Source organism: Thermostichus vulcanus str. 'Rupite' (assembly GCF_022848905.1).
Classification (GTDB): Bacteria; Cyanobacteriota; Cyanobacteriia; order Thermostichales; family Thermostichaceae; genus Thermostichus; species Thermostichus vulcanus_A.
The window spans coordinates 1-16,424 of sequence record NZ_JAFIRA010000021.1 but is presented as its reverse complement, the minus strand read 5'-3'; the positions used below and the strand labels follow the sequence as shown (position 1 = coordinate 16,424).

Genomic DNA, 16,424 nt, shown 5'->3' with positions numbered 1-16,424 from the left:
AACTGGAGGAATAGGCCGATTTAGCTGTGAACACGAGGTTCGGGGTGAAGGGTCGATAAAATCTCGGCTTCTACCTGCAACAGAGTATGGAGCCGCTCCTGCACGTGATCGGCACAGAAGTGGGCCAAAGCCAAATCCAGGTAGATCTGCAAATGTCGTTCTTCGGCTGCCGTCAGCCACAGGTAAAACTGTCGCAATTCCGGGTCTGGGGCATGGATCCCCAGTAAACCCAAGCGTTCGTGGCTGCGGGCTTCGATAATGGCTGCCACCAACAGCGCATCCAGCAGGTGATCCGGTTCGGGGCGGCGCAGGTGCTGATTGAGGAGGCTGGCGTAGGGAGCAGCAGACAAGGGTTTTATCGGGATCCCCAGCCGTTGCAAGTGGCGGTGGACACGCTCAAAATGCTGGAGCTCCTCACGGGCTAAAGGGGAGAGAGTTTCCACCAGTTGCCCATTGGAGGGGTAACGAAACAATAAGCTAAGGGCATTGCCCGCTGCTTTCTTCTCGCAATTGGCGTGGTCGAGCAAAATCAGGTCGATGTGCTGGGTAGCCTGTTCGATCCAGGCATCAGAAGTGCGAGAAGCCAGTTGCAGAGTAGCCACAGCAGCCAAAATCTAGGGGCGAATAATTTCTATGGTGACTTGCCCCGTCAAATCTGGGAGCGGGGGATGACACTTGGTCAATCGGATCTTAGCTTGGCTGGCCCCTGTCTCCCGCAACACCATTTCGGCAATCGCCTCGGCCAAACTCTCGATCAGCACAAACTGGTTGCTTCTCACCAGTTCTGCGATGCCAGCCACCGCCGAACGGTAGTCGAGCGTATCGCACAGTTGGCCGCTCATGGCCGCCGGACGTAAATCTGCCCACAGCTCGAAATCCACCTCAAACCATTGCCCCAAGGCCCGCTCTGCCTCATCAAAGCCGGTATAGCCGTAGTAACGTAGACCGGACACGATCAGCCGATCCCGCAACTGCTCAGGGGGGCGTTGAGGGGTTTGACCGGGATCCAGGTAGGGTTGCCGACCGTTGCTGCTGACACTGGTGGGGATCTGTAGTTCCATCACATCCTCCAAACCCTACCTTGGCCTCATCCCACACAGGGCATGACAAGACCATGATTCGACGATAGGAGAGAGTGGCCCGACTTCTCCGTTCCCTTTTGGATTCCTTAAGAAACCCAACAAGAAATTCCATTGGAATCCGGCCAAACCGCAAGGGTTGTTCTCCCTAGTGGCTGAGGGCCAAGGCTCCCCCCGCTACTGTCGCCGCCATCTCCTGCAGCAGGTCTGCGGTTTCTTCCCAACCAATGCAGCCATCGGTAATGGAAACGCCGTACTTGAGGGAAGCACCTTCGCACCAGGTTTGCTTGCCAGGGTTGAGGTTGCTCTCCACCATCACCCCCATCAAGGCCCGCTGACCGGCTTGGTATTGCCGCAGTACCTCCCGACAGACGGATCCCTGGTTGCGGTAGTCTTTCTGGGAATTGTCGTGGGAGCAGTCCACCATCACGGAGCGCGGGATCCCTTGGTCCTCCATCAGCAGAGCCGCCCGTTCCACATCTTCAGGGCCATAGTTGGTTTTACCTCCCCCGCCCCGCAGGACAATATGCCGATCCGGGTTACCACTGGTTTTGATCAGGGCAGTCATGCCGTCTTGCCCGATACCCAGAAAACTGTGGGGGTGACTGGCGGAAAGGATGGCGTTCAGGGCAATTTGTAGACGACCATCGGTACCGTTTTTGAAGCCGACGGGCATCGAGAGGCCACTGGCCATTTCCCGGTGGGTTTGACTTTCGATGGTGCGGGCCCCAATCGCCGCCCAGCTGACCAAGTCAGCGGTGTACTGTGGCGTCACTGGATCCAACATTTCGGTGGCACAGGCCAAGCCGATCTCATTCACCCGTAGCAGAATCGAGCGGGCCAGTTTTAATCCGGTAGCAATATCACAGGAGCCATCCAGGTGGGGATCGTTGATCAGCCCTTTCCAGCCCACTGTGGTGCGAGGTTTCTCGAAGTAGGTACGCATCACAATCACCAGATGCTCTTGGGTTTGATCCGCAACCTGCTTCAGGCGATGGGCATACTCCAAGGCAGCTTCCGGGTCATGAATGGAGCAGGGACCCACAATCACCACCAAGCGATGGGGATCCCGTCCGTGGATAATGTTGCGGATGGCCTGCCGGGTAGAGAGCACGACTTTGGCCGCCGTTTCCGTGAGGGGGAACTCGGCTTTGACCAGGCTAGGGGCAATCAGGGGCGTCACCTCCTGGATATTGCAGTTGTCGGTTTGGGGGGGCATGGATTTGTCCTTCATAAGAGAGCGAGTCGGTTGGCTGGGTAGAAATCAGGCCATTAAAAAAACCCCGGCACTAGGCTCAGGGCTTCAGGACTGACTTGGGTAAACTTTGGTTATTGTTTACGCGCCACCCATCCGCCCTGGACACTGCCAGGGGAAGGTAAAGTAGCCAAAGTGGGCGGCACGCAAGGACATGGTCAGAGAGAACTCAAAACCTGTATGAGATGAATATACCCGAAAAGGGGACGGAACTGCACCAAGAGAAGGTTAAATTCTGCAGTTCTGCAGTCGTACGGCAAGCTCTGCTCTTCAGGCACTGGAGTCACTACTCGCCCTTCAACCCACACTCAGGGCAAGCCTTTCAACCGAGTCAGTTAAGATCCTCAAGGTCAATGTCTTCGTCTACCAGCTCCTCCCCCTGACTCTTCACCGTGTTGGAGGTTGGCTTGGAAAGAGGGTGGCCCGTTGTGCGAGGCTTAGTGATGAAAGGCGACTCGGTAACGCGATTGGGGGCCAAGCCTTGCAAAAAGAAATCGACCGTGTTTTTCTTCAACCAACCATTCAAAACAATGACCGCACCGATGCGCATACCGTTGATGCGTTGTTCCCGAACCGCCTGTTCTACCTGAAAAGGTGTCAGTAGACCCGCAGCTTGCAAACATTCTCCCAGGGGCATTTTGTCGCGTCGTTGCAACAATTCGGGCCACTGATCTACCAAAAAATCTACAGTCTCTTGTTTAATCCAGCCACGGGTGACCAAAATTTCGCCAAATCGCACCCCACAGTAAGACTGATCCTGCAAGGCCACCTGTACCTGAGCTTCCGTGAGCAATCCAGCCTGCAGTAAAACCTGGCCAATGAGCTGTGCAGAAGGCTTTTGCGTAACACTGGGAGGGCCAGAAGGGAAAGTCATTGGTCGTTACCCACCTTTTTCTGAAAAATACTGTAAACATCATAACCAGTTCCTCTAAAGGGAAGTATAATAGGGCCTTAACTTTCTTTAAGTGAGCCTGACTTGGGCCCATTCCCTACTTCAAGCGCTGAGCCTAGAGTCCATGGGACTCAGATCAGAACATTAGGGCAGTCGAGTGCAGCCGGGGCATGTTTCAGGTGATAATGGCTCTAGAACTCTGCCCTATCGGGATCCGTCTGTAATGGAAGCGTTTTTTGAGTTTCTCTGGTCTGCTTCAGCCATCTTGTTGATCATTTTGGTGTTGCTGCACAGCCCGAAAGGGGATGGCTTGGCAGGTATTGGCGGGCAGGCCCAGTTGTTTTCCAGCTCCAAAAGTGCGGAGCAAAATCTAAACCGCATCACCTGGACAGTGGCCACCCTCTTCCTGTCCATCAGCGTGGTGTTGGGGGCAGGTTGGCTTTCGGCAGCTACCGGTCAGTAGAGGCCTCGACAGCGTGTCGGTGATCTATCTGCATGGATTCGGCTCTGGGCCAAAATCAACCAAGGCGGCCTTTTTTCAGCGGCGTTTGCAGCAGATAGGGATCCTGCTTCAGGTGCCGGATCTCAACCAGGGTCAGTTTTCTCAGCTCACGCTTACCCGTCAAATCCAACAAGTATGCTGGCAGCTAGCGGAGTGTGCCTATCCTCCAACGACTCTAATCGGCTCTAGCTTGGGGGGAGTGGTGGCAGCCTGGGTGGCAGAACGGCAGGCTTGTGTACAGCGATTGATCCTTTTGGCTCCAGCCTTTGGGTTTTTGAGCCATTGGTTGCCCCGCTTGGGTGCTGAGGCGGTAGAAACCTGGCAACGAACGGGATCCCTATCTGTCTTTCACTATGGGGAAGGTCGTCCACTGCCTCTGGAGTATGGTTTTGTCACCGATGCGCAGGGCTATCCAGATGGCGCGTTACAACGCCCTGTGCCCACCCTGATCCTGCACGGGATCCAGGACGAAACGATCCCGATTCAAGCCAGCCGAGACTACGTGGCCCATCGCCCTTGGGCACAACTAATGCCCTTAGAGAGCGATCATAGTTTGACCAATGTGTTGGAGCCGATTTGGCAAGCCAGCTGTCGCTTTTGTGGCTGGATCGACGCCTGTGAAGGTACACAATAAACAACAATAATTGTTGAGCTGGGATCCCCATCACCACAGGCCCTTTTCATGCCATCCTTTGACGGCTTGTTTTTTGACATGGACGGGGTGATCGTCGACTCCGAGCCCATCCATGCCCAAGCAGGAGCGATTGCCCTGCAACGCTGCCACCTGTCGATAGAGTTGGCCCCCATTTCTCTCTTATTTAAGGGGCGCACCGACTGGGATATGTTCGCCTACATTATCGAGCAATTTACAGACACTCCTGAGGAGGAGCGGCAGGCTGCTATCCAGCGCCTCATCGAAGAAAAAGCCAGGGCTTTTGCCGATCTACTGGAGCAGGTTCCTCTGGTGCCAGGGGTGCTGGAGTTTTTGGCCGCCAGTCGTCCACGGTTCGCCACCCTTGCCCTGACCACCTCCGCCACCCGTCGGGATCAGGAGCACATTTTTAACCGCTTTGACCTGGGCCGTTGGTTTGATGGGGTGATTACCGCCGAAGACATTCAACGGGCTAAGCCTGACCCAGAACCCTATCTGAAAACCGCTGCCCTCCTGGGGTTGGATCCCAGCTTATGTTTGGTGATCGAGGATTCCACCCACGGGATCCGCTCGGCCAAGGGAGCCGGTTGCTTTGCGGTGGGCATCACCACCTCTTTCGGGCCAGAAGACTTGCGGCAGGCAGGGGCTGATGCGGTGGTGGAGAGCTTTGCGGATCTAGCTAATCTACTGGAGATCCCGATGTAAATGTTTCGGGATCCCGGTTGAGGATGTGTTAGCACTCTGTTGATTTGTCTGAATTTGTCCGTCTTCTGACAGCAGGGCAGGGGAGATGTGGTAGCCGTTCATCAGCCGATTTGGGCATTGCCTATTGAAGAGGTGTATGAGTCGCTATCCACTCGGCATCCGGGAGGCAGTTGCGCTGCGGGCGGGCAAACCCCTGCCCCGCGCTGGAGAACATCCCCTGCAAGAACGGGTCACGGGATCCGGCTATGCCCCCACCACCGGGACGGTACAGGTGCCTGCAGATCCGGACGATGCTAGGGTTTTTGGGGATGTGGTGGAGTCATGGGTGTCGACCTTTCGGTGGAACAGGCGAAACAATCCTCTTCTGTGGGTAGGCTTGGGAACCGAGTGTGTGGCCTTGCTGGCGTTTATCTACCTGCCGGTTTTTCAAGAAGTGTTCAGCACCGTTCCCCCCACCGAGGTTCAGTGGCTGCTGTTGCTGTTTTGTCCGGCCCTGCTGTTGACTGCTGAGGAGCTGCGCAAACTGTGGATAAGGAAACGATGACCTCAGGGATCCCAGCCCATGCCCACACTCCCAATCCATCCGGTACGTGGCATGTCCTGAAGGATCACCTATACTCAGTTGCCCGTGCAACTCAATTTTTTTCTATGCGGATAGGCACGGAGCAACTGGGATTTTATGCAGGGCTTTGGCATGATTTAGGGAAATACAACCCAGAATTTCAGAGCTATCTTGAACAGTGCCATCGGGCATCAACTCAAGGGGCTCCACCGCCCCGGCGTAGTCAACCCCACGCCATCTACGGAGCTGTATTAGCCGCACATATTTGTCCTCCCATAGCTTCTCTCATCTATGGGCATCACAGCGGGATCCCAAGTTTGGCAGATCTGAGAAATAAGCTGGCAGAAAAACGTCAGGACGCCTCATGGCAAACGGTTTATCAGTCGGTTTTACAGCGAGCTAAACAAGACGGGATCCCCCTGGAACCGTCACCTGAGTACAGGCAAGAGATTGAGCGCCTCGGTCGGGATCCCTTCCGAATTGAGCTGTTTTCCCGATTTTTATTCTCAGCCTTAGTGGATGCTGACTATTTGGATACCGAAGCCCATTTTGACCCTGATAAAGCTCAACATCGAGGGACTTACCCGACGATTGCAACACTATGGCAGTCCTTCCTACAAGAGCGGCAGGATTTTATGAACCAGGTGGATCCAACCACTGCCCAGTCTTCTGTGAATCGTGTGCGCGCGGAGGTCTATCAAGCCTGTGTAGATGCCGCAGAAAGGGATCCTGGTGTCTATCGCTTGGCGGTGCCAACAGGAGGTGGAAAAACCCGCAGTGGATTGGCGTTCGGCCTACGTCATGCCCTCGTTCACCAGATGGATCGGGTGATTGTGGCCGTTCCCTACACCAGCATCATTGAGCAAACTGCTGAAGTCTATCGACAGATCCTAGGGGCGGAAGCGGTACTCGAACATCACAGCGCAGTCCGGGATCCCGTGGCTCTCTCCCAAGAGCAACAGGATCAACTGGATGAGGGAGCAACTCGGTTTCAAGCTCAAGCCCGGTTGGCCACCCAAAACTGGGATGCGCCTCTAATAGTGACCACTACCGTACAACTGTTTGAAAGTTTATTTGCCAACCGACCTGGCGCATGCCGAAAGCTTCATAATATCGTCAACAGTGTGATTATCTTAGACGAGGTGCAAACCTTACCTCTGGGTCTTTTGGATCCCATCTTAAACGTATTGAAAGAATTGGTGCAGAACTACCATGTCACCGTGGTTTTATGCACAGCAACTCAGCCCGCATTAGAGGGAAGTTCCTATTATTTGCGAGGGCTGGATCATGTTCAAGATATGATTTCACCTGACCAAGCTAAAGCCCATTTTCGCCAGCTCAATCGGGTTCGGTTTGAGATGCCTCCTCAACCCTGGAGTTGGTCAGATCTGGCCACAGATTTGAGTGAACAGCATCAGGCATTGGTAGTTCTCAATACCCGTAAAGATGCTCTGGCGGTGTTGGATGCATTGGGATCCCAAGAGGGTCTCTTTCACCTCTCAACTTTGTTGTGTGGGCAGCATCGCCGCCAGGTGCTAGCCGAGGTACGCCAACGACTCAAAGCCGGGGATCCCTGTTATTTGGTCTCAACTCAGGTGGTGGAAGCGGGGGTAGATCTGGATTTTCCGGTGGTGTATCGGGCTTTAGGGCCACTGGATCGGATTGTGCAGGCGGCGGGACGATGCAATCGGGAGGGTTTGCAGTCAGATTTGGGGCGGGTGGTGATATTTGAACCTGTCGAAGGGGGGATGCCGAGAGGGGACTATGGCTCAGCAGTGGCGGCAACCCAACAATTACTGAAACACATCAAGCTCAACCTGTCAGATCCTGACTTGTTTCAAGATTACTTTCAGCGACTTTACCAAACCGTAGAGCTTGACAAACAAGGGATCCAAGCTCTCCGCCAGCGGCAGAACTACCCTGAGGTGGCCAAGCGGTTTCGTCTGATTCCAGAGGGATCCCAGCCTGTGGTGGTGAACTATGACCCAGCGTGTGAGCAGATTATGCGACAAATCCGCCGCCGAGGTCTATTTTCAGGAGATCACCGTGCCCTTCAACCCTATCTCGTCAACCTACGGCCCTACGAGTTTCGCCTATCTGAGGGATCCCGCGTTGAGATTGCCCCTAATCTCTGGCTTTGGGAGGGGGGGTATGATCCGTTGAAAGGAATTCAGCTAGGATCAAAATCGATTGATTACGATCCCATTGATCTCATTCTTTGATCTCATGATTGGTGGATAACACAATGACCTCCTCACTGCGGCGGCAATCCATTCTTGATCCAAGTAAGACATATACGTTTCGCAGCTATTTTGAAATGCGGTTCCCCATCGACGAGATTCTCCAAGAATTGGGAGTCACGTTCACCCATCAGGAACTGGCTTTATTTGAAAGAGCATCTGCTTATAAAAACAAGGTGACTCCGCAAGCCCAATCAACTAAGCAGCGGATCATAGTGGCACAGAAACATGTTGATCTGAGCAGCGAGGCTAGCCGCCGTGAGATGTTAATTGCTCCAATTATTCTTGATATTGTTCATCTAGTTGATGTCAAGGTTAATATCGAGTACAAAATCGAAGTGAATCAATTCTTGCGAGGAGATGTGGACTATTACCTCAAATCGAAGCACCATGTTTTAATTGTCGAGGCTAAACAAGCAGATTTAGGGCGAGGGTTTGTGCAGCTTGCAGCCGAGCTAATTGCTTTAGATGCTTGGATTGATTCAAAAGACAAGATCATTTATGGAGCTGTCACTACGGGCGATATTTGGCAATTTGGATCCCTTGACCGACAACAAAAATGTATCGTTCAAGATTTGATGCTCTATCGAGTGCCCACTGACTTAGAAGATGTGATGGCCATTTTGATGTGGATGCTACAGCGGGAAGAGGATCAGTGAGTCCAGCATCCTGTCTGTCCGTATCCTGCAGCTGTTTTTGGCTAACTTTCACCTCCAAGAATTTTGCCCATCTGAGGGATCCCGCGTTGAGATTGCCCCTAATCTCTGGCTTTGGGAGGGGGGTACGACCTGTTGAAGGGGATCCAGTTAGGGCATAAGCCTGTGACCTATGATTCAATCGACCCAATCCTTTAAGCTAGACTTCAAAAAATACCATGTGTTGAGATGGGCAGGGAGGTATAATGGGGTACGGAAATTGGCTCTCCGTGAAAGCGTGGGGTGATTTTGCCTGTTTCACCCGTCCTGAATTTGGTGCAGAGCGGGTCAGCTATGAGGTGATGACCCCCAGTGCAGCACGCGGGATCCTGGAAGCCATCTTTTGGAAACCTGAGTTTACCTGGCAGGTGCGGGAAATCTGGGTGCTGAAGCCGATTCGCCGGTTCTCCATTTTGCGGAACGAGATCACCACCTGGCAAAGTGAGCGATCTGCTCAGGGGTGGAGCAAGGAGGGCGTGGGAGGATTTTTTGCAGAAGATGACCGTGCCCAGAGACATACCCTCTGTTTACGAGATGTGGCTTATGTTATCTGGGCCGATATCAACCTCAAACCTCACGCCACGGATCCTGTTGCTAAATATCGAGATCAGTTTCGTCGCCGGGTAGCCCAGGGGCAATGTCACCATCAGCCCTACCTAGGCACCCGTGAATTCACCGCCTATTTCTCAGAACCTGATGGAACAGAGCAGCCCATTGATCTGAGCGATGAGTTGGGCTTGATGTTACAGGATGTCGGGTTTGTCGAAGATGCGGCAGGAGCCATTCACTATCTCACTCACGATGGTCAGGGATCCCGAATTGTCAAGGGAAATGCCCAACCAAAGTTTTTTCGCGCTCGTTTGGAACACGGTGTTTTGAGGATCCCAGGATGATTTTAACCAAACTGAAGGAGTTTGCAGAAACTCGCTTAGATCTGCCTCCCGAGATGTATGGAAAAACTAAGGTTCGCTGGTGGATTGAATTAAATCCACAAAGTCAGCTGGTTGGTTTTACACCTAGAGGTGGAGATAGCAAAGCAACACAGAGAGGGCTTGAGCAAACAGTTCCCAAACTACCAAAAAAGCGTACGGTTGCTATTCAACCGGTTTTGCTAGCGGATACTGGCGAATACGTTCTAGGAATCCCCAAGGAAGGATCCAAGCTAGAACGGGTTTCTAAGTGCCATCAACAATTCAAGGAGCTAGTCCAGGCTTGTGTTGCAGCCACCAAAGATCCTGCTGTTCAAACCATACTAAATTTTTTAAATAATTGGGATCCCTCACAAGCTCAACTCCCCGAAGGATTTGATCCCAGTGATGTCGTTACCTTTCGGATTGGCAAACGGATCCCTGCCGATGCAAATCCCGAAAACCAAGCCATTCAGGAGTTTTGGGCACGGTATACGGCTGGCGGCGATGAAGAAGAATCATCTTTACCTGTGATGATGTGTCTGGTGACGGGTCAAGAAACGCAAGTGGTGGATCGACTGCCTGAACCCATCAAAGGGATCCCTGATGGACAGCCCTCAGGTACTTCCTTGGTCTCAGCTAATGCTGATGCTTTTACCTCCTATGGCTTAAAAAACTCTCTCACCTCTCCCATCTCCCGTTCGGCTGCTGAAAAGTTTGGCAAGGCACTCAATTACTTGCTGGCCGAAGAACACACTCACTTGCGAGTTGGTTCAAGTGTGTTCGTGTTTTGGACCCGGGATCCTGAGGAGTTTGATTTCTTCTCTTACTTAGATAAACCTCAGGCTGCTGATGTTCAGAACCTCCTCAAGTCTGCACTCAAAGGCGAGAAAAACTATTCTGTTCAGGGACATGAAAATGAGTTTTATGCCCTCTCACTCACTGCAAACAATGCCCGTGCTGTGGTACGCAGTTGGTTGCAAACCACAGTTCCCGATGTGCAACGGCATCTCAAACAGTGGTTTCAAGATCAACAAATTGTGGATCCCTATGGTCAACCCAGCAAACCCTTTGGCATCTATGCCCTAGCTGCCAGTGCCTACCGGGATCCTGCCAAAGAAATGCAGCCTACTGTCCCAACTGCGCTGCTCCGCTGTGCCCTATCGGGAGACCCACTCCCAGATAGCCTGCTAACAAGAGCGACCCGTCGCATTGCCGTGGAGGGAGAGATCCCCCATGCCCGTGCTGCATTGTTAAAGCTGATTTTGTTATCTCACTGGAGGAGGACATCTCGCCCTATGCCCGATCTCGAAGCTCTCAACCTCAATCCTGAGCTGGATCCCCCAGATCAGGCCGCCTATCACTGTGGTCGACTCTTTGCTCAACTGGAGATCATCCAACGGGCCGCTCAACGAGGTATCAACACAACTCTGGTGGATCGCTACTACAGTGCGGCTTCCACCACACCCAAAAAGATCTTGGGGGATCTAATCGCCAAGGCTCAGCCACACCTAGCCAAAATCCGCAAAGACTCCAAAGGAACTTATGAAGCTCTAGAACGGCAACTAGAAGAAATCTTGGTCAGATTGGATCCCGCCGCACTGCCCACCTCACTAACCATGCAACAACAAAGTTTATTTGGGCTGGGTTACTACCATCAACGAGCCGACAACCGCCGACGTGCCGCAGAAGGTGCCGAGAAGAAAAAGCAATCTCAAATGGATACTCAAGGAGAATTGAATCATGACTGACTCTACACAGCAAATTGCCACCCATTATGATCCCAAAAAACGGCATGATTTTGTCTTGCTCTTTGATGTCACCGATGGCAACCCCAACGGGGATCCCGATGGGGGCAACCTGCCCAGAACCGATCCAGAAACCATGCAGGGCTTAGTGACCGATGTCTGTCTCAAGCGTAAGATCCGTAACTTTATCGATCTGGAATATGGACAGGCAGAAACCACCAAAATCTACGTTCAAAATAAGGGCATTGCCCTGAATGATCTCCATGCTCGCGCCTACGAGGCTGCTGAAATCAAATCCACAGGCACCAAGCAAAAACGGGAGGATGTCACCAAAGCTCGCACCTGGATGTGTCAGAACTTCTATGACATACGTATGTTTGGAGCAGTCATGACCACAGGGGTCAATTGCGGTCAAGTGCGTGGCCCAATTCAGATTACGTTTGCTCGTTCTGTGGATCCCATCATGCCCTTAGATTTGGCCATCACACGTATTGCCATTACCAAAGCAGAAGACGCAGAAGTGATGACGGCGGAGGACAATGAAAGTGGACGCAAGGGTGGCGGGAAAGTGACCGAAATGGGACGTAAAACCCTGATTCCCTACGGTCTTTATGTTACTCACGGTTTTTTCTCTCCCTATCTGGCAGAACAAACGGGAGTGACATCCAAAGATTTAGAGCTATTCTGGGATGCCCTGATGTTTATGTGGGATCTCGACCGCAGTGCCAGTCGTGGACAAATGGCTCCCAGGGGACTGTACATCTTCAGCCATGAGAAAAAGCTAGGCAATGCTCCGGCCCATAAACTGTTTGAACGAATCCAAATTCGTCGTCGGGATGGGATCCTGACACCCCGCAAGTTCACCGATTACGATGTAACCATTCAGGAGAGCGATTTACCATCGGGCATTACTCTGACTAAGCTCCTAGAGGGATAACCATGACTGCTCAGACTTCTTTATATGACCAAGACTACTATCTATGGTCACAAAAGATGGCGAACTTACTGAGATCTCAGCAGTGGGATCAGTTAGATATTGATAACATTGCGGAGGAAATTGAGAGTTTGGGAAAATCAGATAGACGCTCTCTCAAAAGCAATCTAATTGTTTTGATCATGCATCTCCTCAAGTGGCAATATCAACCAGAGAAACGCACTAATAGTTGGAAGGTGACCATTCGTGAACATCGTCAAAGGGTGAAAGATTTACTTCAGGATAGTCCTAGCCTCAAATCCTTTATGGAGGAAAATCTTGAAACCATATACCGATTGTCTTGCGATCAGGCTGTAGACGAAACGGGGCTAGCTACTTCACATTTTCCACAAACCTGTCCCTATACCCCTGATCAAGTTCTGGATGAGGGCTTCTTACCCAATGGAACATGAAGACGAGTGGATCCCGATCAGTGCCCTACAACATATGGCCTTTTGCCCGCGACAATGTGCGCTGATTCATATTGAGCAAATCTGGGAGGAAAATCTCTACACTCTGCGGGGACAACGGCTGCATGAGCGGGTGCATGAGCCAGATTTTCAAACGGAAGACGGGATCCATGTCGAACGAGCCATGCCCCTCTGGTCGCAGACGCTGGGCTTAACTGGGGTGGCGGATGTGGTTGAGTTTCTAGACAACGGGATCCCTTATCCTGTCGAATACAAGTCTGGCTCCAAAAAAGCCCGAGAGGCCGATGACATTCAACTGTGTGCTCAGGCCCTATGTCTGGAAGAGATGCTAGGGATCCCAGTGCCACGCGGGGCAATTTATCATGCCGCGTCCAAACGTCGGCGAGAGGTTGACCTAGCCGATCCTAATTTACGCCAATCGGTTATTCAGACGATTCAAGCTACTCGTGAGCTTTTGGCCTCGCAGCGGGTTCCTCCACCCGTTGATGATGCTCGTTGCCCAGATTGCTCACTTTTGGAGCTATGTATGCCCTCTGTGATTAAACATTTCGTCTTTCAGGATCCCTTTTATATTGACCCAGAACCATGAAGCCTATTTTGAATACCCTCTATATCCAAACCCAGGGATCCTATCTACGGCTTGACCACGAAACTCTCAAAGTTGAGGTGGAACGAGAAATGGTTTTTCAGATTCCGCTCCATCACCTCAGAAGTATTGTGGTCTTTGGCAATGTTCTGGTCAGCCCGTTTTTGCTCCATCGCTGTGCTGAGGATGGCCGTGATGTGGTGTGGCTATCCGAATATGGTCGCTTTCACGCTCGCTTGAATGGCCCGACCACGGGTAATGTGCTGTTGCGTCAGGCTCAATATGCTGTCCTCAATGATCCGGGGCAAACCCTTGAAATTGCTCGTCTCATGGTGGCTGGAAAGTTGCAAAATGCTCGTACTGTGCTGAAACGGGCCGCACGGGAAGGCAAGGGATCCCCTGACCAAGGTTCTCTAAACGAAGCTGCTGAAGCCCAAGCTGACGGCATCCGTAGAGCTGAACAGGCATCCGATCTGGATGTGTTGCGAGGCATTGAGGGCTCTGCGGCGAGAGCTTATTTCGCGGCGTTTAGCGGCATGATTCGCCTTAATCGAGATGTTTTCGGGTTTACAGAACGGTCTCGTCGCCCTCCACGGGATCCTGTCAATGCCTTGCTATCTCTGGCCTATGCCCTCCTGAGCAATGAGTGTGTGGCCGCCTGTGAATCGGTGGGTCTCGACCCTCAAGTGGGCTTTCTTCATGCGTTACGCCCCGGCAGACCGGCTCTAGCCTTGGATCTGATGGAAGAATTGCGTGCTCCGCTAGCGGATCGCTTGGTGCTAACCCTTATCAATCGCAATCAGATCAAACCCGATGATTTTGTGGATAGACCTGGAGGTGGAATCTACCTAACTGAGACAGCCCGCAAAACGTTTTTGGCAGCCTACCAAAAGCGCAAACAAGAAGAGATCACCCACCCAGTTTTGAACTCCAAAATTCCCTATGGTCTGATTGCACATATTCAGGCTCGGCTTTTGGCCCGTTATTTACGGGGCGATCTACCCTGTTATCAACCGTTTCTGTTTCGTTGAAGGATCCAATTGTGGACATTTTGGTGACTTATGACGTGAATACCGAGACACCAGCAGGCAAGAAACGACTGCGCAAGGTGGCGATGGTTTGCAAAGATTTTGGGCAGCGGGTGCAATACTCGGTGTTTGAATGCAGGGTTGACCAAGCTCAGTACGAAAAATTGCGGGCAAAACTGACCAAGATTATGGATCCCAAACTGGATAGCTTACGGCTCTACCGTTTGCCTGCTCCTCGAGAGAAAAACCTAGAGTGCTATGGGGTGGATCGATATGTCGATTTCGAGGAGCCATTGATCTTATGATGGCCTGCGCGAACCTCCAGTGGTGGCTGTTTTCCTGGGGGATCCGCGATCAGCTGGATACCTTGCTCAGCAAGGATTTGAGGGATCCCAATGTTGCTGTGTTAGCAGGACAATGGCAAGCAATAATCGGGTTCGCGATTTCAATGGCTGGATCCCTTGCTGAACAAGGGTTTAGAATAATGGCGTTGCGATCGTCCTTCGGGGCGATCGAGGATTGGAACCGCAATACCGCTACCGATACCACCGCGAATAGTTGCGATCGTCCTTCGGGGCGATCGAGGATTGGAACCGGACTTTGGCTCGGCCTGATGGCAGTCAACAAACCGTTGCGATCGTCCTTCGGGGCGATCGAGGATTGGAACTAGATCCTGGGTGTAATCGGTTGCTAACTGTTCAAACGTTGCGATCGTCCTTCGGGGCGATCGAGGATTGGAACTTGTGCGGTGCGTAACCGCACCGACAGGGATCCGTTGCGATCGTCCTTCGGGGCGATCGAGGATTGGAACTTCACTCACCGTCAGTTGGTGCATCTGACGTTTGAGGTTGCGATCGTCCTTCGGGGCGATCGAGGATTGGAACCCCTGTTTGGTAAGCGGTGATCATCTCATCCACGGTTGCGATCGTCCTTCGGGGCGATCGAGGATTGGAACCCTCCTCCTGGGATCCTAGAGGATAACACCCACGTTGCGATCGTCCTTCGGGGCGATCGAGGATTGGAACTGGTACTACTTACGCCAATCGGGATTAGACCCTGAGTTGCGATCGTCCTTCGGGGCGATCGAGGATTGGAACTCTCCTCCACCTTCCGCGTGGCTTCACGAGCGGTAGTTGCGATCGTCCTTCGGGGCGATCGAGGATTGGAACCGTCACCCCACAGTTGCTTATCGTCAGAATGCGGGGTTGCGATCGTCCTTCGGGGCGATCGAGGATTGGAACCCGGACGTGGGCTTAATGTAGATACAGGTTGACTCGTTGCGATCGTCCTTCGGGGCGATCGAGGATTGGAACATCCATAGCGTCACCTATGAATCTAGCGAATATAGGTTGCGATCGTCCTTCGGGGCGATCGAGGATTGGAACAAAAGGCCCCGTGGTCGGTTTGTCCCTCTAACGAGGTTGCGATCGTCCTTCGGGGCGATCGAGGATTGGAACCACGGACTGGTAGATTTTCGCCTCAGCAGCAGCGGTTGCGATCGTCCTTCGGGGCGATCGAGGATTGGAACGGGCAATCTACCCTAGTTGGGTTGGTGACGTAACTGTTGCGATCGTCCTTCGGGGCGATCGAGGATTGGAACCCCAGTGTGGAACGGCGAAGAATCTCCATGGAGGTTGCGATCGTCCTTCGGGGCGATCGAGGATTGGAACCCCGTCACGGTGCGCCAAGCCCAGCGGCTGGTGCGTTGCGATCGTCCTTCGGGGCGATCGAGGATTGGAACGTCTTAGGTCAGTCACATGACAATTCCTAACAGTCGTTGCGATCGTCCTTCGGGGCGATCGAGGATTGGAACGTCACCTACCTGGTGACGGGGATGAGCGGTGGGTTGCGATCGTCCTTCGGGGCGATCGAGGATTGGAACGCGCATCTGGCTAACCACGGGATCCCTGGTGCGCGTTGCGATCGTCCTTCGGGGCGAAGCTTGCGCGCCGCCTTGCGGCGGTCGAGGATTGGAACACCATCCCCATGACCAAGCAATACTCAGAGAGTTGCGATGGCGCTCTGCGCCGTGCGGAGCACTATCGTCCTTCGGGGCGAAGCTTGCGCGCCGCCTTGCGGCGGTCGAGGATTGGAACACCATCCCCATGACCAAGCAATACTCAGAGAGTTGCGATGGCGCTCTGCGCCGTGCGGAGCACTATCGTCCT

At 52.8% G+C, this 16,424-nt stretch carries 17 protein-coding genes and 1 CRISPR repeat array; of the genes, 13 read left to right on the top strand and 4 right to left on the bottom strand.

Annotated elements, in window-relative coordinates:
• Positions 1 to 20 precede the first annotated feature (20 nt).
• The 4 genes from JX360_RS09295 to JX360_RS09280 form a co-directional block, all read right to left on the bottom strand.
• Positions 21 to 602, bottom strand: coding sequence for a MiaE family protein (locus JX360_RS09295; RefSeq protein WP_244350381.1), 582 nt, complete (start codon positions 600 to 602; stop codon positions 21 to 23).
• 12 nt (positions 603 to 614) lie between these two features.
• Complete coding sequence (gene folB / locus JX360_RS09290; RefSeq protein WP_244350380.1) at positions 615 to 1,061, bottom strand: dihydroneopterin aldolase; 447 nt, start codon at positions 1,059 to 1,061, stop codon at positions 615 to 617.
• 166 nt (positions 1,062 to 1,227) lie between these two features.
• Positions 1,228 to 2,298 (bottom strand): 3-deoxy-7-phosphoheptulonate synthase, encoded by a 1,071-nt coding sequence (locus JX360_RS09285; protein WP_244350379.1) that lies wholly within the window; start codon positions 2,296 to 2,298, stop codon positions 1,228 to 1,230.
• Between the two features lie 367 nt (positions 2,299 to 2,665).
• Entirely contained in the window at positions 2,666 to 3,208 is a 543-nt protein-coding gene (locus JX360_RS09280; protein ID WP_244350378.1) for a cyclic di-GMP-binding domain-containing protein, MshE-related, read from the bottom strand.
• Positions 3,209 to 3,449: 241 nt separating this feature from the next.
• On the opposite strand from JX360_RS09280, the gene secG reads away from it, so the two are divergent.
• The 13 genes from secG to cas2 all read left to right on the top strand — a co-directional run bounded on the left by secG (position 3,450) and on the right by cas2 (position 14,561).
• The gene (secG, locus tag JX360_RS09275) at positions 3,450 to 3,689 is read left to right on the top strand and encodes a preprotein translocase subunit SecG (RefSeq protein ID WP_244350377.1); all 240 of its coding nucleotides are present in this window, start codon (positions 3,450 to 3,452) and stop codon (positions 3,687 to 3,689) included.
• 13 nt (positions 3,690 to 3,702) lie between these two features.
• Positions 3,703 to 4,362, top strand: a complete 660-nt coding sequence (locus JX360_RS09270; RefSeq protein WP_244350376.1) for a YqiA/YcfP family alpha/beta fold hydrolase — start codon at positions 3,703 to 3,705, stop codon at positions 4,360 to 4,362.
• A 48-nt stretch (positions 4,363 to 4,410) separates the two neighbouring features.
• Positions 4,411 to 5,085 (top strand): HAD family hydrolase, encoded by a 675-nt coding sequence (locus JX360_RS09265; protein WP_244350375.1) that lies wholly within the window; start codon positions 4,411 to 4,413, stop codon positions 5,083 to 5,085.
• A 136-nt stretch (positions 5,086 to 5,221) separates the two neighbouring features.
• Positions 5,222 to 5,629: a cation transporting ATPase C-terminal domain-containing protein gene (locus tag JX360_RS09260; protein WP_244350374.1), complete on the top strand. Its 408-nt coding sequence runs from the start codon at positions 5,222 to 5,224 to the stop codon at positions 5,627 to 5,629.
• Positions 5,611 to 7,869 (top strand): CRISPR-associated helicase Cas3', encoded by a 2,259-nt coding sequence (gene cas3, locus JX360_RS09255; RefSeq protein ID WP_244350373.1) that lies wholly within the window; start codon positions 5,611 to 5,613, stop codon positions 7,867 to 7,869. Before JX360_RS09260 ends, cas3 begins: the two co-directional genes overlap by 19 nt.
• Before the next feature lie 23 nt (positions 7,870 to 7,892).
• Positions 7,893 to 8,546, top strand: coding sequence for a hypothetical protein (locus tag JX360_RS09250; RefSeq protein WP_244350372.1), 654 nt, complete (start codon positions 7,893 to 7,895; stop codon positions 8,544 to 8,546).
• Positions 8,547 to 8,788: 242 nt separating this feature from the next.
• Positions 8,789 to 9,475, top strand: a complete 687-nt coding sequence (cas5c, locus tag JX360_RS09245; protein WP_244350371.1) for a type I-C CRISPR-associated protein Cas5c — start codon at positions 8,789 to 8,791, stop codon at positions 9,473 to 9,475.
• The gene (gene cas8c / locus JX360_RS09240) at positions 9,472 to 11,241 is read left to right on the top strand and encodes a type I-C CRISPR-associated protein Cas8c/Csd1 (RefSeq protein ID WP_244350370.1); all 1,770 of its coding nucleotides are present in this window, start codon (positions 9,472 to 9,474) and stop codon (positions 11,239 to 11,241) included. Before cas5c ends, cas8c begins: the two co-directional genes overlap by 4 nt.
• Positions 11,234 to 12,175, top strand: coding sequence for a type I-C CRISPR-associated protein Cas7/Csd2 (gene cas7c / locus JX360_RS09235; protein ID WP_244350369.1), 942 nt, complete (start codon positions 11,234 to 11,236; stop codon positions 12,173 to 12,175). The genes cas8c and cas7c overlap by 8 nt, the downstream gene beginning before the upstream one ends.
• Positions 12,176 to 12,177: 2 nt before the next feature.
• The gene (locus JX360_RS09230; protein ID WP_244350368.1) at positions 12,178 to 12,624 is read left to right on the top strand and encodes a DUF29 domain-containing protein; all 447 of its coding nucleotides are present in this window, start codon (positions 12,178 to 12,180) and stop codon (positions 12,622 to 12,624) included.
• On the top strand, positions 12,614 to 13,231 hold the full coding sequence (cas4, locus tag JX360_RS09225; RefSeq protein ID WP_244350367.1) for a CRISPR-associated protein Cas4: 618 nt from the start codon (positions 12,614 to 12,616) through the stop codon (positions 13,229 to 13,231). Before JX360_RS09230 ends, cas4 begins: the two co-directional genes overlap by 11 nt.
• Positions 13,228 to 14,259 (top strand): type I-C CRISPR-associated endonuclease Cas1c, encoded by a 1,032-nt coding sequence (gene cas1c / locus JX360_RS09220; RefSeq protein ID WP_244350366.1) that lies wholly within the window; start codon positions 13,228 to 13,230, stop codon positions 14,257 to 14,259. The genes cas4 and cas1c overlap by 4 nt, the downstream gene beginning before the upstream one ends.
• Before the next feature lie 11 nt (positions 14,260 to 14,270).
• Positions 14,271 to 14,561: a CRISPR-associated endonuclease Cas2 gene (gene cas2, locus JX360_RS09215; RefSeq protein WP_244350365.1), complete on the top strand. Its 291-nt coding sequence runs from the start codon at positions 14,271 to 14,273 to the stop codon at positions 14,559 to 14,561.
• A 184-nt stretch (positions 14,562 to 14,745) separates the two neighbouring features.
• Positions 14,746 to 16,138: a CRISPR direct-repeat array (repeat unit 37 nt; unit sequence GTTGCGATCGTCCTTCGGGGCGATCGAGGATTGGAAC).
• Between the last annotated feature and the right edge of the window lie 286 nt (positions 16,139 to 16,424).